This window comes from Sphingobacterium sp. NGMCC 1.201703, from assembly GCF_047784615.1.
Taxonomy (GTDB): Bacteria; Bacteroidota; Bacteroidia; order Sphingobacteriales; family Sphingobacteriaceae; genus Sphingobacterium.
Window position 1 is genome coordinate 30,483 of the sequence record NZ_JBLOHD010000001.1, and the last position, 19,173, is coordinate 49,655.

General features: G+C 40.7%; 17 protein-coding genes and 3 tRNA genes. 15 read left to right on the forward strand and 5 right to left on the reverse strand.

What is annotated here, in order from left to right; all coding sequences use genetic code 11:
* Window positions 1-222: 222 nt before the first annotated feature.
* From ACK8HY_RS00160 to ACK8HY_RS00175, 4 genes are all read left to right on the forward strand, one after another.
* Complete coding sequence (locus ACK8HY_RS00160) at window positions 223-597, forward strand: DUF6686 family protein (RefSeq protein WP_077436011.1); 375 nt, start codon at window positions 223-225, stop codon at window positions 595-597.
* Between the two features lie 385 nt (window positions 598-982).
* Window positions 983-1,510: a ferritin gene (locus ACK8HY_RS00165; protein ID WP_077436013.1), complete on the forward strand. Its 528-nt coding sequence runs from the start codon at window positions 983-985 to the stop codon at window positions 1,508-1,510.
* Between the two features lie 135 nt (window positions 1,511-1,645).
* The gene (locus ACK8HY_RS00170; RefSeq protein ID WP_416132307.1) at window positions 1,646-4,411 is read left to right on the forward strand and encodes an outer membrane beta-barrel protein; all 2,766 of its coding nucleotides are present in this window, start codon (window positions 1,646-1,648) and stop codon (window positions 4,409-4,411) included.
* Between the two features lie 143 nt (window positions 4,412-4,554).
* A complete protein-coding gene (locus ACK8HY_RS00175) occupies window positions 4,555-5,523 on the forward strand; it encodes an NAD(P)H-quinone oxidoreductase (RefSeq protein WP_416132308.1) in 969 nt (322 codons plus the stop codon).
* On the opposite strand, the gene ACK8HY_RS00180 is transcribed toward ACK8HY_RS00175, so the two are convergent.
* Window positions 5,512-6,375, reverse strand: a complete 864-nt coding sequence (locus tag ACK8HY_RS00180; RefSeq protein WP_416132309.1) for an AraC family transcriptional regulator — start codon at window positions 6,373-6,375, stop codon at window positions 5,512-5,514. The two genes, ACK8HY_RS00175 and ACK8HY_RS00180, sit on opposite strands and share 12 nt — an antisense overlap.
* A gap of 143 nt (window positions 6,376-6,518) precedes the next feature.
* Here ACK8HY_RS00180 and fucP point away from each other — a divergent pair, with 143 nt between their 5' ends.
* From fucP to ACK8HY_RS00220, 8 genes are all read left to right on the forward strand, one after another.
* Entirely contained in the window at window positions 6,519-7,784 is a 1,266-nt protein-coding gene (gene fucP, locus ACK8HY_RS00185; protein ID WP_077436021.1) for an L-fucose:H+ symporter permease, read from the forward strand.
* 9 nt (window positions 7,785-7,793) lie between these two features.
* Window positions 7,794-8,126 carry an L-rhamnose mutarotase gene (locus tag ACK8HY_RS00190; RefSeq protein ID WP_416132310.1) on the forward strand — a complete coding sequence of 111 codons (333 nt, stop codon included), beginning with the start codon at window positions 7,794-7,796 and terminating at the stop codon, window positions 8,124-8,126.
* A 3-nt stretch (window positions 8,127-8,129) separates the two neighbouring features.
* The gene (locus ACK8HY_RS00195) at window positions 8,130-9,788 is read left to right on the forward strand and encodes a UxaA family hydrolase (RefSeq protein WP_416132311.1); all 1,659 of its coding nucleotides are present in this window, start codon (window positions 8,130-8,132) and stop codon (window positions 9,786-9,788) included.
* Between the two features lie 21 nt (window positions 9,789-9,809).
* A complete protein-coding gene (locus tag ACK8HY_RS00200; protein WP_416132312.1) occupies window positions 9,810-11,123 on the forward strand; it encodes an alpha-L-fucosidase in 1,314 nt (437 codons plus the stop codon).
* A 2-nt stretch (window positions 11,124-11,125) separates the two neighbouring features.
* Window positions 11,126-11,890 (forward strand): SDR family NAD(P)-dependent oxidoreductase, encoded by a 765-nt coding sequence (locus ACK8HY_RS00205; RefSeq protein WP_077436029.1) that lies wholly within the window; start codon window positions 11,126-11,128, stop codon window positions 11,888-11,890.
* Window positions 11,891-11,938: 48 nt separating this feature from the next.
* Complete coding sequence (locus tag ACK8HY_RS00210) at window positions 11,939-12,796, forward strand: fumarylacetoacetate hydrolase family protein (protein WP_416132313.1); 858 nt, start codon at window positions 11,939-11,941, stop codon at window positions 12,794-12,796.
* 25 nt (window positions 12,797-12,821) lie between these two features.
* Window positions 12,822-13,649, forward strand: coding sequence for an amidohydrolase family protein (locus tag ACK8HY_RS00215; protein ID WP_416132314.1), 828 nt, complete (start codon window positions 12,822-12,824; stop codon window positions 13,647-13,649).
* A gap of 181 nt (window positions 13,650-13,830) precedes the next feature.
* Window positions 13,831-14,622 carry an SDR family oxidoreductase gene (locus tag ACK8HY_RS00220; RefSeq protein ID WP_077436035.1) on the forward strand — a complete coding sequence of 264 codons (792 nt, stop codon included), beginning with the start codon at window positions 13,831-13,833 and terminating at the stop codon, window positions 14,620-14,622.
* Window positions 14,623-14,962: 340 nt separating this feature from the next.
* Here the strand turns inward: ACK8HY_RS00220 and ACK8HY_RS00225 are convergent.
* The 3 genes from ACK8HY_RS00225 to ACK8HY_RS00235 form a co-directional block, all read right to left on the reverse strand.
* Window positions 14,963-15,035, reverse strand: a tRNA-Phe gene (locus ACK8HY_RS00225).
* A 42-nt stretch (window positions 15,036-15,077) separates the two neighbouring features.
* Window positions 15,078-15,150, reverse strand: a tRNA-Phe gene (locus tag ACK8HY_RS00230).
* A gap of 42 nt (window positions 15,151-15,192) precedes the next feature.
* Window positions 15,193-15,265, reverse strand: a tRNA-Phe gene (locus ACK8HY_RS00235).
* A 188-nt stretch (window positions 15,266-15,453) separates the two neighbouring features.
* Between ACK8HY_RS00235 and mnmA the strand changes: the two genes are divergently transcribed.
* A complete protein-coding gene (mnmA, locus tag ACK8HY_RS00240; protein WP_046672147.1) occupies window positions 15,454-16,545 on the forward strand; it encodes a tRNA 2-thiouridine(34) synthase MnmA in 1,092 nt (363 codons plus the stop codon).
* A 106-nt stretch (window positions 16,546-16,651) separates the two neighbouring features.
* Here mnmA and ACK8HY_RS00245 read toward each other — a convergent pair whose 3' ends face one another.
* Window positions 16,652-17,398 carry a hypothetical protein gene (locus tag ACK8HY_RS00245; protein WP_416132315.1) on the reverse strand — a complete coding sequence of 249 codons (747 nt, stop codon included), beginning with the start codon at window positions 17,396-17,398 and terminating at the stop codon, window positions 16,652-16,654.
* 538 nt (window positions 17,399-17,936) lie between these two features.
* Here ACK8HY_RS00245 and ACK8HY_RS00250 point away from each other — a divergent pair.
* Entirely contained in the window at window positions 17,937-18,869 is a 933-nt protein-coding gene (locus tag ACK8HY_RS00250; protein WP_416132316.1) for a HEPN domain-containing protein, read from the forward strand.
* Window positions 18,870-19,121, forward strand: coding sequence for a hypothetical protein (locus ACK8HY_RS00255; RefSeq protein ID WP_416132317.1), 252 nt, complete (start codon window positions 18,870-18,872; stop codon window positions 19,119-19,121).
* Window positions 19,122-19,173 lie beyond the last annotated feature (52 nt).

Below are 19,173 nucleotides of genomic sequence, written 5' to 3' on the forward strand. Positions count from 1 at the left end.
TTTTTATGCGTTGATAATTCGGTTTATTTTTATAGCGCTGTTTAGCCGGTCAGGGCGATCGCTAACTTTTAGCAATTAATCATATGGCAAGGGGCAGTTTGTTCGCTAGTATAAGCACTAAAACTGCTTATTTATATTAAATCAAAATAATCACTTGTTTTACTTGGATTGATTATAAATAATATTTATTTTTGAGCAGTTTAAAAGATAAGGGTAATAAAGATGTCAGAATTGGTTTGTCCATTAGCGCATGTTGAAGAAGTGTTTGCCACTGCAGCGGGTAAAGTTTATCAATGTAGTCGTAAAAATTGCTTCTGGTTAGAATATAACAATGAGACTACATCATTTTCGGTTTCAGACTTTTTGAAATTCAAGAAACGTGTGGATATGATCGATATTGAACGTATGATTCATGATACTACACGTTCGTCTGATTTTGAAATTATTATGCCTTTTCGTACGGAAAGATGTTTTATTCTTGCTGTAGAAGATGTGCTTCAGCTTCGCGAATTGCTGGATGGGGCTAAATTTATGATGGAATTAAATTCGGTTATCAGAACCTGTTTACAGGTCTCGCCCTTTGCTGTGTCAGCGTAAGGAGGAGTTCTTAATATCCTATTTTCGAAAAAGCGGTGTATATCCTAGTAGATATACACCGCTTTTTCTATTATGCCAAGTACTTATTTAAATTAAAATTAAATAAGTACGCTAGGGTGCCATTTGTGTATTTATTGTGATTCAGTATTTGCTAGACCTAATTATGCGCCTATAATTTAAATTTATGGGTTATTGAAAGTGTCGATGATTGGTATTTGTAATTGTATTGATTCTAAACAAGTTGTGGTTTAATTGTCTAATTTAGACTGAATTTGTATTGCATATAATGTATACAGATTTTCGAAATGCGATGTATCTTTGTAATGTAATCAGATGATAAGGTGTATCACCTGATCTTGTTTTAGAAATTAAACTTAAGGTAAATATGAAAGATTTATTGAAATTAAAATCTTCTTTGAAAGAAGAGATCGAAAATATACTGAATGCACAGATTAAAGTTGAAGCACATTCTTCAGCATTATATTTAGCAATGTCTTCATGGTGTGATGACCAAGGTTTGGAAAATGCTGCTGATTTTTTTGCAAAACAGTCCAATGAAGAACGTGAGCATATGTTGAAACTGTTCAACTATATCAATAATCGTGGCGGCCGTGCAATCTCTCCGGAAATTACGGGAATTCCACAGGATTTCGAATCCTTCCGTGGCGTATTTGAGCAAACGTTGGAGCAAGAAATGTTTGTAACAGAGCAATTCAATAATATTGCAGACAAATGTGCAAAAGCTAAAGATTATGTGACATTTAACTTTGTACAATGGTTCTTGGAAGAGCAAGTAGAGGAAGAATTTGTTGCAAGACGTATCCTGGAATTATTTGATGTAATTGGTGAAGATGGTACTGGCCGTTGGGAAATTGACAAGCATCTTGTTAAGGTTAGCTTCGCAGGCGAGTAACAAATTATAAAAAAATTAGTTGAAAAAACGAGTTGTTTTCCTGACAGCTCGTTTTTTTTTATACAAAATCACAAGTTTTTACGTTAATAGCTTAAGAATTCTTATATTGAATTGTATTATTGCAAAGTCTGTTTGATGAAACTAAGGGGCGGGAATATCATCCGGTTTATACTTTTGTTATCTATTATAAGCTTGTTTTTTCTGCCAAGTAATTCGTTTGGTCAGGCGACAAAAAAAGAAGTTTATGGAATTGTTATAGATACAGCTGGCAAGCCTCTCAAAGGTGTCAATGTGCATTTAACAAGTTCCCGGGATACGTTGTTTTCATCCACTTCAGAGACCGGATATTTTCATTTTGCACGGGTTTTAGGTAACGATATCCGGATAAGCTGCAGTCAGATAGGCCTGAGTATCCTAGAGCGTAGCTATCCACTTTACAATAGCAGTACGGCTAAACTGGATGTGGGAAAATTGACCATGTTTCCACATGTTTCTTTGTTAAAGGAGATTGTTATTCAAAAATATAAACCTATTGTCTATAAGCAAGATACTGTACAGTTTAACTTAGATGCCTTTCAATTTGATAGACGTGCTCTTTTGGAAGAGGCGCTTAAAGCCTTGCCAAATGTACAGGTATCTCGGGATGGATCTGTTTACGCTTTCGGAAAGGCTATTTCTTCTGTAAAAGTTGATGGAAAGCGTTTTTTTGGTGGAGATGTCCTGACGGCTACACGAAATTTACCTGCCGATTTTGTGAAAAGTGTGCAGGTTATTGATTTTTATGGCGACGAAGCCACAGCCAAAGGGATCAAAAGCACCGAATCCGAAAAGATATTGAATATTGTACTTCGGGAGGATAAGAAAAAAATCACTTTTGGACAGGCAACATTGGGCGGAGGTACTGCTGACCGCTACCTTGGAAGTGTCGGCATAAATAGATTTGATAATGGGAAGGAATATTCTATTGTATCCTCCATAAATAATACCAATACCAATCTGTTTTCTTTTGGTTCTCCCAATGGGGGCGAGCGGGAGCGGGAAATGGGCGAGCTGGCAGATTTTGCCGATCCTACAGACGGTGTCAATAAAATAGGTTCTATTGGCGCCAGTTTTTCTAGTCCATTATCAAAGAATATCAATGCGAGTGGAAAATATTCTTTCACACAGCGCAACAATTATACGGTAGGAAATTCGTTCTTACAATCTATTTACGGATCTGGAAAAGGCGTGAATACTTCGATCAGTAATTATGAGGATTACCGGATAAAATCTGTTGACCGGACACATAAGATGGACTGGGATTTTGATATGAAACTATCGCCTAAAGATCAATTGAAGCTCTCTCCCAAACTTTCCTGGACCAATTCGACAAGTCGAACATTAAAAGATCGACGGATAAAGAACAATAGATTAAGCAGTACCGGTAATTATGAGGCCGCGAATAGTACGGAAAGTCCGGCAGCAGCTCTTGACCTTTTCTATACGAGGAGTTTTGATAAGCCGGGCCGAAAGATATTGTATACTTTTCATAGCGATTTCAATGCGTTGGATAAGGACGAAGTACTGCGTGATAACAATAGGGGCATAGACAGTACAATGGCACCACCTAAGATCACCGAGACCTTTGTGAATCAAACGACCCGAACGGATAACGAAAGCAAAAATATTCAGAGCCGGCTATCCCTTGTCGAACCGGTGGATCTGGGCGGTGTATTGGAGATCAACTATGACCTGGATTACACGAAAATAGATGCCAGTCGCTCAACTTTTGACCGCAAAGATCCTGATAAAGAACCTATATTGATCGATTCGCTCAGCCTGAAATATAATTATTCTTTTGCCAGCAATAAGGTTGGGATGGTTTATCGGCAGGATATGGGTAAAAACATTAAGGTGAATTTTGGCTTTGCCGTTCAAGCCTCAGAGTTGAAGGGAGAGCTAGCAGGTCAGGCCAATCCAGCCTCCTATCCGAATGTGAATTTTGTACCCTCAGCTGGATTGAAATGGAGATTTACCAAGGAGGAAGATCTCTCGATAGATTATTATGGCCGTAATAACCAACCTAGTTTCTACCAGATACAACCGGTGGTCGATAATACAAATACGCAAAATATTATTATTGGTAATAAAGATTTAAGATCAGAGTTTGCGAATACAATTGTTTCAAAATACCGCAAGTCAATGACGGGCAAAGGCCAGTACTTTGAAGCGAGTTTTGCCTATAATCTGGTCAACGATAAAATTGTTGCTGACCGTACCATAGAGCCTAATTCAACCATACAAAAAACAACATATCGGAATACGGACGGTTATTTTGATATCAAAAGCTATTACCTTTTTACGGCTTCCCTGTTCTCGGATAATTTGCAGATGAGTCTCAATGGAAATGGGGACTATTATAATAATATCTCCTTTATGAATGATAAGAAGAGCTTTGGTGGACACATTCTAATTACACAGGCCATTCAATTTCGTTATGCCTGGAATGATATTTTTGAAGCGGAATTAAATGGTAATTACTCGTTGAACCGGGCAACTTTTGACTGGCCAGTCCGGGATAATATCACAGCGCATTCGGGAATTGTTGGACTCGGTTCCAAGGCTTATTTAGGAAAGCATTTTACGATGGGGCTGGAGCTATCTCAAAAGTTTAATGCGGGGTATTCAAGTTCATGGAGTAATATTAGTCCAACGATCATCAATGCTTACATGGAATATACTTTCGGACGGAATAATCTGGGCATGTTGCGGTTTCAGGGCTTTGATTTAATGAACCAGAATACGGGAATATCCCGTGCTGTTGTCGGGAATGATATATTGGACGTTCAAAATAATCGTCTGGCCCGTTATTTTATGCTATCACTCAATGTCCGTTTACAGAAATATCCGAAGAAATCCTAAAGAGGTCTCCATTAATAAGGTATCAATTTTAAATATGCCCTATAACATATTGGAGCGCATGGGGCTGATCGGATAAGTTGGGGCTGGCATCGTAGGATGCAATCTACTATTGATCTTAAAAGGAGAGAAATAATTATTTAAAGATGAAAGCAGTTGTAATAAGCAGAGCAGGAGGTCCTGAGGTACTCAGGGTTGAGGAATTGGAACGTCCAAAGATTGGAGACATGGATGTGTTGATCGAGGTCAGGGCCGCGGGTGTGAATAGACCCGATGTTTTTCAGCGAAAAGGAAATTATCCTGCGCCTGCTGGGGTTGATCCGCGTATTCCGGGACTGGAGGTAGCTGGTGTTATTGTGGAAAAAGGACCGTCGGCCGTTGACTGGAATATAGGTGACCGTGTATGTGCGCTGATTGCCGGTGGCGGCTATGCAAGCTATGTTGCCGTTTATCAGGGGCAGTGCCTCCCGATTCCGAACAGCATAAGTTTTGAAGAAGCGGCGGCGCTTCCCGAGACAGTTTTCACGGTTTGGGACAATGTTTTTCGTCGCGGGAAACTGCAGCGTGGCGAACGTTTTCTGGTACATGGTGGGGCCGGTGGAATTGGTAGTACTGCGATTCAATTAGGGGTCTTATTTGGAGCAGAGGTTTATACAACCGTTAGCTCGGAGGAAAAGGCACTTTTTTGCCGATCACTTGGCGCATCAAAAGTAATAAACTATAAGACTCAAGATTTTCAGGATATACTGTCTGATCTGGGGGTTGATGTAATCTTAGATAGTATCGGTGGTGCCTATTTCGAGAAAAACATCAATCTCCTGAATCCCGATGGCCGCTTGGTCTATATCAACGCCATGGAAGGAGCTAAAGCAGAAATCAATCTGCTCAAATTGATGCAAAAGCGGATTATACTTACCGGAAGTACATTAAGAGCAAGAGATCGTCAATTTAAAGAAACATTACGTAATGAGATCTGGGATGAGGTATGGCCTAAGATCATTTCAGGTGATTTTAAACCCAGGCTGTTTCGTGTATTGCCTTATCATGAAGCCGCAAAGGCACATCAACTCATGGAGGATTCGAATCTGTTGGGAAAGATTGTATTAAGTTTTTGATTTTTGATAGTTAAGCGGCGTCGTTCCCGTGATATTCTTGAAATATTTATGAAAGCTTGAGAAGTTTTGGAATCCGGATTCAAAGCAGATCTGCTTGATCGTTTGTTTATTTTCGAGTAATAAATTACAGGCTGTCTTTACACGCATCTCAATTAGAAACTGAAAAAGTGTCTTACCGATCTGTGATTTAAAATAACGGCAAAATGAATTGGGGGTCATTCCTGTCAATGAGGCTAGTTCCTGTAAGCGGATCTGATCCCGATAATTTTCACCGATGTAGTGCATGGCTATGCGCATGCGATCTGCGTCCTGATCCTGGGACTGGATTGTAAAGCCTGTGCTGGTTAATAGATCAGGGTGCTCATCCGCTGCAATGCAAGTTAAGATTTGCAGCAGATGGATGATTCTTGCTGTACCGGACATATTAAGTATTGCATCAATATGTGTTATGGTCTCAGCCCGGATTGATCGGGAAAGTGCGATACCCCGTTTCGAAATCCGTATCAAGTCTTTGATGTGTTTGTTTTCGGGCAGATTGATGAATTCATTTCCCCAGAAATTTTCTTTAAAATGCAGTACCCGTATATCTGCCGCCCGTGGATTGTCCTCTTTTAGGTAGATTTCATCAAACAGCCAATAGTGGGGGAGGTTGGAGCCTACCAGTGTGATATCTCCAGATTCAAAACGACGAACGCTGTCGCCAATAAATTGTGTGCCCGAGCCTTCTGCAAAATAAATCAACTCAAGTTCTTCGTGATAATGCCAAATGTTGTGGTATTGTGGTGTATTATCTCTTCGCGCATTGAATGAATGTGTGTGATTGTTGTTTAAATGCAGTAACTGTGCTTTCATAACTATGAAATATATGCATTAAAGTTACGTATTCTTGTTAAGGTATGGTAATATAGCTTAATAAATTGATAATATACTTGAATATTGTCTAGGATTTTTAGGCTTATTTTACATAAAATAACACTTTATAACCATTTGAATATATGACTAACAAAAAGAGTTACACATTTGCCTTGATTTTGGTGACCTCCTTGTTCTTCTTCTGGGGATTTATCCATAACCTTGACCCGATCTTGATTCCACATTTGCGGAATGCTTTTAGTTTATCACATTTCCAGGCTTCTTTGGTCGATTCAGCGGTATTTATCGCTTATTTCGTGATGGCAATCCCTGCAGGAATTATTATGAAACGTTATGGCTATAAGGCCGGTATTCTGATCGGGCTGTTATTTTTTGCGCTGGGCTGTTTTATGTTTGTTCCGGCAGCGAATACCATCAGTTACGCTTTCTTTTTGGGTGCTTTGTTTGTGGTTGCATGTGGTTTGACCATACTGGAAACGGCGGCTAACCCATATGTGGCGATATTGGGAGATCCTGCAACATCTGCTCAACGACTTAATTTTGCGCAGTCATTCAATGGTCTGGCGGCTTTTTTGGCTCCTATATTTGGTGGTAAATTTATTTTGTCACACGAACCGAAATCACAGGAAGAGCTTGCACAAATGGCTGAACAGGCAAAACAGGCCTACATCCAATCGGAAACAGCTTCTGTAAAAATGCCTTACCTTGTTTTGGGCGTATTGATCCTGTTGATTGCAGCTTTGTTCTTCTTTACCAAGCTGCCTGACATCAAAGATGATGAGGAAGAGGGTAAAGCGGGCTTTTTCCATGCCTTGAGACATAAAAATGTAAGATGGGCGGTCATTGCCCAGTTTTTTTATGTTGGTGCCCAGGTCTGTATCTTAAGCTTTCTGGTGCTATACGCGACAGAAGTAGCGGGGATATCAGGGAAAGATGGTGCGGACTATGCTGGTTTTGCAGGATTAGCATTTATGTTAGGCCGATTTATTGGAACCTTCTTTATGCGTTTTGTTTCAGCATCTAAACTGTTGATCATATATTCATTTGTGACGATTGCATTATCACTGTTCGTTATTTTTGGAACAGGTGTACAAACATTATATGCCTTGATCGGAATCGCATTTTTTATGTCCATTATGTTTCCAACTATTTTTGCCTTTGGTGTTCAGGGAATCGGTGCGGACACCAAATCTGCTTCCAGTCTGATTGTAATGTCAATCGTCGGCGGTGCTTTTTTGCCGCCACTTTTGGGTTTAATATCGGATGAAACAGGTCACTTTCAATATGGCTATTTCGTACCGCTCGTATGTTTCATTGTAGTATTGGCTTTTGCCTTTCAGAATAGGAACGTGAGCATCGCCGAAACAGAAAATCTTAAATCACATTAATAGATTGCAATGAAAAAATATGTCATGGCGCTGGATCTTGTCAATGATCCACAATTGATCAAAGAATATGAGGATTACCACCGTGCGGTATGGCCAGAAATTAAACAATCGATTCTGGATGCTGGGGTAACTCAAATGGAGATCTATCGTTTTGAGAATAGATTGTTTATGAATATGGAGGTTGATGAAGATTTTTCATTTGAGCGCAAATCTGCTATGGATGCCGCCAATGAAAAAGTTCAGGAATGGGAGCAGCTGATGTGGAAATATCAGGCCGCTGTTCCAGGGTCCAAACCAGGTGAAAAGTGGGTAATGATGAATAAAATATTTGAATTAGTATAAGTTATGGCCATACAACGCTATTTACAGATCCATCCAATGGATAATGTCCTGGTTGCATTACAGGACTTGGCTGAAGGAACAACAATTGTTTTCGGGGATAAAGAGTTTACCTTGAAACAAGCCGTTGCGGCCAAACATAAGTTTACGATTCAGCCCATGAAGCAAGACGCCGAAATATTGATGTACGGTGTTTTGGTTGGGAAGCTGAATGTTGATTTGGAAGCTGGAGAGTTGATTACAACAGAAAATCTACGTCATGCATCCGAAGATTTTAGGATGGGGGATCGCAAGACCACATGGATCAAACCGGATGTTGCTGCATTTAAAGATAAAACATTCAATGGTTTCCACCGTTCGAACGGTACGGTCGGAACGGCCAACTACTGGCTGGTTATTCCGCTGGTATTTTGCGAGAACCGGAATGTATTGACATTAAAAGCTGCTTTTGAGGAGAAACTCGGTTATAAGGTCAAAGCCAATAATTACATCTCCGAAGTAGAAGACTTGATCGGATTATATAAATCCGGTGCGGATGTAAACCAAATTTTGGGACAGGATTTATTGGCTAATTCGGCTTCAAACGAGCAGGAACGTTTGTTTAAAAACGTGGATGGCATCAAATTCCTAAACCACGAAATGGGCTGTGGTGGTACACGTATGGACTCTGATGCGCTATGCGGTTTGCTGGCGGGGTATATCACACATCCAAATGTGGCCGGTGCGACGGTATTGAGCTTAGGCTGTCAACATGCCCAAGCCTCCATTTTAAAAGCGGAAATTGAGAAAAGGGATCCCGGGTTTGACCGTCCTTTATATATTTTTGAGCAGCAAAAGGAGGGGACCGAAAAAGAATTGATGCAAAAGGCTATCAAAGCAACCTTTGCAGGCATGATGCAAGCTGACCAAAATGAACGTAAACCAGCCACGCTAGATAAGCTATGTATCGGCTTAGAGTGTGGTGGATCAGATGGTTTTTCGGGTATTTCGGCCAATCCGGCACTTGGTTTTGTTTCCGATATTCTAGTGACTTTGGGTGGTTCTGTCATTTTAGCTGAATTTCCGGAGCTATGTGGGGTGGAACAAGAACTCAGTGACCGTTGTGTCGATGAGCCTACTGCCGAGAAATTTATGAGCTTGATGCGTACCTATAATGCGAAAGCAGAAGCAGATGGATCGGGTTTCTATATGAACCCATCACCGGGTAATATCCGTGATGGTCTTATTACGGATGCGATTAAATCGGCAGGAGCGGCAAAAAAGGGTGGGACATCACCTGTGGCTGCGGTAATTGACTATCCGGAATTGGCCAATGGGCCAGGTTTGAATTTGCTGTGCACGCCGGGTAATGACGTGGAGAGTACCACAGCAGAGGTTGCCGCAGGTGCTAATATTGTCTTATTTACGACTGGTTTAGGGACGCCTACGGGAAATCCGATTACGCCCGTTGTAAAACTATCGACGAATACGAAGACTTTTGAAAAAATGCCTGATATCATCGATCTTAATTGTGGTACCATTATCGAAGGTACAGAGACCATTGAACAGGCGGCGCATCGTATCCTTGATTATGTAATTGAAGTTGCTTCAGGCGAGGTTAAGCCTAAAGCAGTACTGTTGGGACAGGATGATTTTATTCCTTGGCGAAGGGGCGTTTCTTTGTAAAAAACCAATAAATCGAACATAATGAAATTAAAACATGTCATCTGCAGCTTGGCTTTGCTCATCGGATCACTCTCCTCTGGTTATAGTCAACAACAGTACCAGCCAAGTCCTGAAAATTTAAAAAATAGGGAATGGTTTGAACAATCTCGATTCGGGGTCTTTATCCATTGGGGTGTCTATAGTGTGTTGGGGGATGGTGAGTGGGTCATGAATAATCAGAACATCAGCCTGGATGAGTATGCACTCTTGCCCAAATTTTTTAATCCCATTTCTTTTGATGCAAAAGAATGGGCTAAATTATTTAAACAAGCTGGGGCAAAATATATTACATTCACGACAAGGCACCACGATGGTTTCGCCATGTGGAATAGCCAAACTTCGGATTATAATATCGTGAAAAAATCGCCATTCAAACGCGATATCGTAAAAGAGTTGGTTGCAGCATGTCATGCAGAGGGGATAAAAGTCATGTTTTATTATTCATTGCTTGACTGGAAGCGCGATGATTATCTACCTGCAGGTAAAACGGGAGGAGGCATCGCTGGGCGTGATTCTACAAAAGGTGATTGGAATCATTATGTCCAATTTATGAAGAGTCAGTTGACTGAGCTTCTTACAAGTTATGGTCAAGTTGATGGAATTTGGTTTGATGGTCATTGGGACAAACCTAAAGAAGATTGGCATTTTAAAGAAATCTATGAGTTGATCCATAAGTTGCAGCCGCAATGTTTGGTGGGCAATAATCATCATTTAGCTCCTTTTGAGGGCGAGGACTTTCAGATGTTTGAACGCGATCTACCCGGAGAAAATACCACAGGATTTGGAACAAGCGCACATGATGTGGGTAAATTGCCCAAAGAGGTTTGTGGTACCATCGCTGGATCTTGGGGTTTTGAATTGAAAGACCGGACCCGTAAATCGTTCAGAGAGGTATTGACTTACTTGGTTAAAGCTGCAGGCCATGGTTCAAACCTGTTACTCAATGTAGGACCGATGCCTAACGGGGAGATTCAGGATTATCAACAAGATCGCCTAAAAGATCTAGGTAAATGGCTGGCTGTTTATGGTGAGACTATCTATGGAACTGAAGCCGGAGGGGTACCACCTACGGACGATTACGCGTTGACGCGAAAAGGAAATCAGGTGTACCTGCATATCCTTAAACCTGGAAAGAAGGAATTGTATATTGCCAAGCTTCCTTATCAGGTGAAAAAAGTAAAGACATTTATCGGAAATAAGGATATTAAATTTAGTAATAAAGAAAATAGTTTACGACTGGATTTGCCGGCAGCGACTGAAGAGGCAAATCTAGTTTTAACACTAACAATTAAATAACAATGGGAAAATTAGAACAGAAAGTAGCTGTTGTTACAGGCGGTGGTAGTGGGATTGGTCGTGCTATCAGTGTGCAATTTGCTACAGAGGGAGCGAAAGTCCACATTCTGGATTTAAATGAAGAAGGTGGGAATGCTGTAGTAGCAGAAATTTTGGCTCTAGGTGGGCAGGCAGTGTTCAATCGTTGTAACGTAACCGACCAAGAGGAAATTATCGGCATCGCTCAACATATCGGGAAAATTGATATTTTAGTGAATAATGCTGGAATTGCTCATGTCGGCAATTTGGAAAATTGTAAATCCGAAGACTTTGAACGCGTGTTTAATGTGAATGTGAAAGGTGCCTACAATGCGTTATATGCTATCGTGCCGATCATGAAAGCACAAGGTTCAGGAGCTATTCTTAATCTCGCTTCGATTGCAGCTTGGGTAGGAATTACGGATCGTTTTGCCTATTCCATGAGTAAAGGTGCGATCTATGCGATGTCTTTGTCGGTAGCGCGTGATTACATGGCTTTTGGTATCCGTTGCAACAGCATCTCTCCAGCGCGTGTACATACCCCTTTTGTGGATGGTTTTATCGCAAAGAACTATCCCGGTCAAGAGGCTGAAATGTTTGAAAAGTTGTCTGCAAGTCAACCAATAGGGCGTATGGCACAACCCGAGGAAATTGCGAAATTGGCACTTTTCCTTTGTAGCGACGACGCAGGATTTATTACAGGGAATGACTATCCTATTGACGGTGGTTTTATTAAATTGAATAACTAAGTGTTAGATTTGAGGCATTAGATTCTCATATCTCAAATATAAAAAAATATGAAATTAATACGTTTTGGAGCCTTTGGCAAAGAGAAGATTGGAGTTCAGGTTGACGGAGTAAACTACGATGTAAGTGCATTTGGTGGTGATTACAATGAGCAATTTTTTGCGGAAGATGGCTTGGCTCGTTTAGAGGAATTTGTCAAGGCCAATACAGGTAAACTGACTGAAATCCCACAAGGTGAGCGTATCGGGGCACCTTTTGCCCGTCCATCTAAAATAGTTTGTATCGGACTGAATTATATGGATCATGCCAAGGAAACAAATGCACCGATTCCTGCTGAGCCTATTATTTTTATGAAATCCACTACTTCATTAATAGGACCATACGATAATGTGATGATTCCTAAAGACTCTGTAAAGACGGATTGGGAAGTGGAATTTTGTATTGTAATTGGTAAAAAAGCCTCTTATGTAGAAGAAAATGAGGCTTTGGATTATGTTGCAGGGTATGTACTTCACAATGACGTATCTGAACGTGAGTATCAACTGGAACGCGGCGGAACCTGGGATAAAGGAAAAGGCTGTGATACATTTGCGCCTATGGGACCATTCATGGCCACGAAAGAGGAAATCAAGGATATTAACAATGTACGTATCTGGTTGAAAGTTAATGGTAAAACTTATCAGGACGGAAATACCAAAGATTTAATATTTTCAATTGCGCATGTTGTTTCCTATGTTTCTAGATTTATGACCCTATTACCGGGAGATGTGATTTCAACAGGAACTCCTGCGGGTGTAGGTCTTGGATTTAATCCTCCTATTTACTTAAAACCTGGTGATGTGATTGAATTGGGCGCAGATGGACTTGGCGAATCACGTCAGACGGTGGTTGCTTATTCAAAAAATTAATTTATCTCCTATTTTAGGTTTTATTATGCGCATAGATACCCATCAGCATTTTTGGCAATTCGATCCTGTGAGAGACAATTGGATTACAGACGAAATGAGCGTTATCAAACGGGATTTCACGCCATTGGATATTCAGTTTGTATTGGAACGAAATGGATTTGCAGGTAGTGTGGCCGTTCAGGCTGATCAATCTGACGCGGAAACGAATTATTTGGTTCAGCTGTCCAAAAGCCACCCCTTTATCAAAGGTGTGGTCGGATGGATTGACCTCCAGGCCGAAGATATTGAACAGCAGTTGAAAAGTTACAAAGAACTACCGGTGATCAAAGGCTTCCGACACATTGTTGAGGGAGAATTGGATCCGGATTTTCTGATTCGCCCCGCAGTGTTGAATGGGTTAAAAGCATTGGCCAAATTTGGTTATACCTACGATTTACTGATCCGTCCGCGTCATTATGAGGCTACATTACAATGTGTTCAGCAAAATCCAAATCTTCAATTTGTGCTGGACCATATTGCCAAACCTCCGATTAAATCAAGGGAGTTTGATGAGTGGGCTGCGTTTATCGATAAACTTGCGACCTTTTCAAATGTGGTGTGTAAAGTTTCGGGATTGGCAACAGAGGCAGATTGGTCGGGTTGGAAGTTGGATGACTTCAAACAATATCTTGACCATATTTTCCTACGTTTTGGAAAACAAAGGATTATGTTTGGATCGGACTGGCCTGTATGCCTGTTAGCGGCCTCCTATGAGGAAAGTATCGCTATCGTTGAAGACAAGTTGGGCGAGTTTACAGAAAAGGAAAAAAATGCGTTTTGGGCTGAGAATGCCATACGTGTATATAATCTATAAAAAAGACTTCAGTATGCATGAAAGGGAAGGAATGTATACTGAAGTCTTTTCATGGCAGATAAATTGAGTCTAATCAGCTCGCTGCCATTGGAATAAGCTTTAATCAATAACCAGTGAAACAAGTTCGTTGATGTAGAAAACAGACGCTCATCAATGAATCATACAATTCAATAAAATTATTATGGATCTTCATTTAAAAGATAAAGTAGTTATTGTTACAGGTGGTGCAAAAGGGATAGGGCGCGCTGTAGTGCATGCCTTGGCCAAGGAACAGGCTATTCCTGTTATTGTGGGACGTAAGCAGGCCGACAATGAGAAAGTCAGGGAAGAAGTGAAACAGTTTGGTATTGATGCTTTGTGTATCGAAGCTGAATTGTCCAAACCGGAAGATTGTGCTAGAGCAGTACAAAAGACACTCGAGGTTTATGGCCGTATAGATGGTTTGGTAAACAATGCCGGGCAAAACGATGGAGTAGGCCTAGCTTCGGGCAATTACGAAAAATTTGTGGCCTCATTGCATAAAAATCTGATCCATTATTATTTAATGGCGCATCATGCATTGGATGCATTGAAAACATCTAAAGGAAGTATTGTCAATATATCTTCCAAAACAGGGGAAACAGGGCAAGGTAATACATCTGCCTATGCTGCTTCCAATGGCGGACGAAATGCATTGACACGCGAATGGGCGGTAGAACTATTGCCTTATTCAATTCGTGTCAACGCGATTATTGTTGCTGAATGCGCTACACCACAATACGATACCTGGATCCAGACTTTGCCGAATCCGGAGGAAACATTGAAGAAAATTACGGACCGCATTCCATTCGAGCATCGAATGACGACAGCGGAAGAAATAGCAAATACAACCGTATTCTTATTGTCTGACAAGTCAAGCCATACAACGGGCCAATTGATCCACGTCGACGGCGGTTATGTGCATTTGGACCGTTCGATCATCAATGAGCAATAATCGATCTTTATCTGTCCACTTGTCGTTAAAATTCTGCTGGAAAAAGGTAGTATTTCGCAATAGCTAAAAAGAATGCTTACCAGGAGAAGGGAGTCATTGGAAAAGAATTTAAGCTTAAATAGTCCTTGTTCGGTACGCGGACAAGGATTTTTTATTGATGGTTTTTATTTGCGGTTAATTTATGTCAGGACGGGACAGGCGAATGAATAGGTCGTTCCGTTGGGGGCACCTATTTGGGTGTTTTAGATGTTTTCGTTTATAAGTCTTATTAGGTGTCAACTTAATTAAGGAGGGGGTAATTAAACAAAAAAAGCCTGTTCAGAAGAACAGGCTTTTTTTGTGGTGCCACCTGGGTTCGAACCAGGGACACAAGGATTTTCAGTCCTTTGCTCTACCAGCTGAGCTATGGCACCAGTTGACCTTTTATTTAAATCTGTGATCATCAGATTGAAGCGTGGTGCCACCTGGGTTCGAACCAGGGACACAAGGATTTTCAGTCCTTTGCTCTACCAGCTGAGCTATGGCACCAGTTGACCTTTTATTTAAATCTGTGATCATCAGATTGAAGCGTGGTGCCACCTGGGTTCGAACCAGGGACACAAGGATTTTCAGTCCTTTGCTCTACCAGCTGAGCTATGGCACCGCTTTTTTGCTATGGGTTTGTTCCCCTATTGCGATGCAAATATAGTGTGATAATTTGAATTCTAAAATTTTTATGGAGATTATTTTCGCTCTTTTTTCGAAAGTGTTGATTTTGATCGAGATAAAATTACAAGAAACTAACATAGAGGAAAAGGAATAAGCTGTATCTTTGCATTTCAATAAATAGCGATGAGTAAAAGAGGAAGAGTTTTAGTTGCAATGAGTGGAGGGGTCGATAGCTCCGTTGCTTCTGTCATGCTCCACGAACAAGGATATGAGGTCATAGGTATCACGATGAAGACCTGGGATTATGCATCTGCAGGTGGTTCATCCAAGGAGACGGGATGTTGTAGCCTCGACAGTATCAATGATGCTCGTACATTAGCCGTAAACTATGGTTTCCCGCATTATATATTAGATATACGCGATGAGTTTGGAGACTTTGTAATAGATAATTTTGTTGAGGAATATATTGCTGGGCGTACACCCAATCCATGTGTTCTTTGTAATACCCACATCAAATGGGAAGCGTTGATGAAACGTGCTGATAAATTGGATTGTGAATTTATCGCTACGGGACACTACGCCAATATCCGTATGCACGACAATGGCCGTTATGTCATATCAAAGGGTAAGGATGAAAATAAAGATCAGTCTTACGTCTTATGGGGCGTATCGCAGGAGAACCTAGCTCGTACACAGTTTCCATTAGGATCTTTCACGAAAAAGGAGATCCGTCAAATGGCGCTCGACATGGGACAGAAGGAGCTTGCCAATAAATCGGAAAGCTACGAAATCTGTTTTGTGCCAGACAATGACTACCGTGCATTTTTGAGACATAAAGTACCTACATTAGATCAGCAGATCGGTCCGGGTAATTTTATCCTTTCAGACGGAACAGTTGTCGGTAAACATATTGGGTACCCGTATTTTACCATCGGCCAACGTAAAGGTTTAGGCATTGCTTTGGGTAAACCCATGTTTGTGATCGAAATTCTCCCTGAAAGCAATACGGTGGTATTGGGGGAGGAGCATGAGCTTGAAAAATCACATGCCTATGTGCGTAATGTGAATTTTGTCAAATATGCGGGTCTTGACCAGCCAATGGAGGCAATTTCAAAAGTACGTTATAAAGATTCGGGTGCTTTGTCTACCATTTCGCAAGAGGGTGATAAGGTACGTATAGACTTTGTGCATAATGTAAAAGGTATCGCGCCGGGACAATCAGCCGTATTCTACGAAGGAAATGATCTCTTAGGCGGTGGTTTCTTGATGAAATAATAAAAGCTGATCTGAAATTCAGCATAAGAATTCTAATCCCTATACTGTAAATACAGTATAGGGATTTTTATTTTATAAGGGGTGTAACGTTCTTGCTATTCTATTTTTATTCGGGATTTCTAAGGTTGTGTGCTGCTATTATGCCGGCAGGATTTAAGTCAACCGAATTGAGAAGTAGGGCATAACTACTTCTTTTTTCAAGATAGAGAGTCGAAAGCGATACCAAGATGGTATCGTAATTTTTATCAGGTGAATCAAAGGTGAGTGTTGTGGCCTCATGCTTTTGATTATCATATCGTGTTAATTCGATTTCGTGGGAGCCAATTGTTAGCGCATATTTTTGATCAAAAGATAAGGCTACAATTTCAATTTTTAGGATGATAAGGTTACATGCCTTAGGCCAATAGAAATTTTGTTGTGTGTTCAATTCGGGCAGTTGTACTGAGGTGGTTCCCGTAGCAGCAAAAGTCACGTTGGTATCGAAATAAAGATAATCATAGATGTGGCAATTCTTATTGAATTGAAAGCCGACCAGTCGCTGGATATTTCCTCGAGCGATTCTTTGTTCTCCGGGGTCGTATTTTCCATTACCAAGCAGTACACGTTGCATACGTCTAACCAGTCTGTTGTGCATGCCGCTGTCATGTATGTTTTGATGCACAGCATTGAAAGCCCGGCGGATTGTTGCACCCGCTGCGCTCGCGGTTCCGAAATCGGAAGCAGCAGCTTCAGTCCACCTTGTTTGGCGTATTTTGTCCAATGACTTGGACTGCACGACATTTTTGTCTCCAACTTTACGATTGACCAAATTTCTAATTTGACCTCTCAGATATCCATTTTCAATTATAGCCATACCTAAAGATACGCTTTTAAATTTCTTTTAGGTAATTTATCGTAACTTTTGCGAAATTTAAAATCGTGAAGTAAGGGGCTTTACGAATTTTGAAATTAGTGGTACTTCAAGATAATGAAATTGCTAACAGATAGCACTATGGTTCGCTACTGACTTAGCTAAGATAGCTTTTACATCCGATTAAGAAAGGTATTGTGTGGGAGGTGCTTCTGAGATTATATCAGTTTGCGTGCGAGGTAAACTCGGTGTCAACACGGAGTGAACACGGACTCAGCCCGGAATAAGGTGGTTTAGGATGTTCGTCTGTTATGTTTGTTCCCTGTGGGTGAAATGAGATAAACCTGATCTCTTGTAAATATACAATGCGTTTTCTGTTTTTCGTTTTTTAAGGACATTTTTTTTGAACGGTTTAGTATACGTATGTATTATAGTTATTTCTATGTGTATAGAAAATATTTACAATTTATTTTTATTTGTTTGTAAATACTTTATTTTTGTATAGATAAAATATAATAAATAATGTATAGTAATTTAGGTTATGGAATTGAGCAAGAATCTATTAATTGAGCGATTGTCCTCAAAATTGGACTTACAAGGGGTATTTCTATACGATTACTGTATTGGAGATGAAATCAAAGCGCATTTGATGGTGGTGATTACCCCGGTAAAGGGTGTCTCGCCTTCTACCATAACGCCTATTGTCAAACTTTGCATGGCAGACATGCCCGAAATATCTTTTCACGTAGTATTGGAAGGGGACTGGTTAAGCCAACTACGTAATGGGTCGTTGTACCACAGTTTTGCTTCGTTGCCGAAGCATCGACTATTTTATGGGCGGGCCAAAGAGATCGATCGTTTGTTGAATAAAAAAGTAGTTAGCTCGCTTATGGAATTGAATCGTTCGGACTATGAGAAGGCTAAGCAGTTTTCAGGGGAGTATTTAGATGCTGCTGTGGGTTTTGCAATAGAGGAGCGTTTCGATCAGTCATTGTATATGTTGCATCAATCCGCAGAGGTTCGGATTCGTTCGTTTTATACGCTATTGGGAAGACAGTTGGGTAAGAACCATAACCTAGAGAATATTATCAAGAATGTGCGAGGAATTGTGCCAGAGCTTTTATCTGTCTTTGCTTACAACACAGAGGATGTGGAGACGTATAGATTGCTTGATCAAGCTTACAGAGCCTGTGTCAAAGGAGGGACTTTGGAAATTGCTGTGGAACAATATGATTTTATTAGTACGCAGTGTATCTATCTGGTAGAGATACTTGATGCGATGGTAGAACGTATGGCGACAGAGGTGGCAGCTTACCATGCTATGTTACCTGAAGATAAGCCGGAGGAAGGAAAGAAATCGGCTGTCGAAGTTGTGAAGCAGAAAGAAAAGTTGCATGAATCTCAACTGGTGGTTTGTGAAGATTTTTCCGATTTTCCATGGCCTCAGCAGTATAAGGATAATGCCAATAGGTAGTTGGACGACATTTATTCGAAGCATAGGCCGGAGCAGATTTTGTTGGTCAATTATCGGACAGCTGGATTAAGTAAAGGGAATCCGTTTCAAGAAGAGTCATCCGAACAAATGCCTCGTGAGGAACTTGAAATGCACTTGGTGGTGTTGATGAAGAATAGAGGACTATTTCGGTTCCGTGAAGTACGGAACGGAGTAGTTTTTGCCACCACGGTGTTTTTAAATGTATCCTATGTAGAAAAAGCATTGAAATAAGGAAGTCGCTTTGTGAATGCTGTATGGAAAAATGGTTGGTTGGTACGGAAGA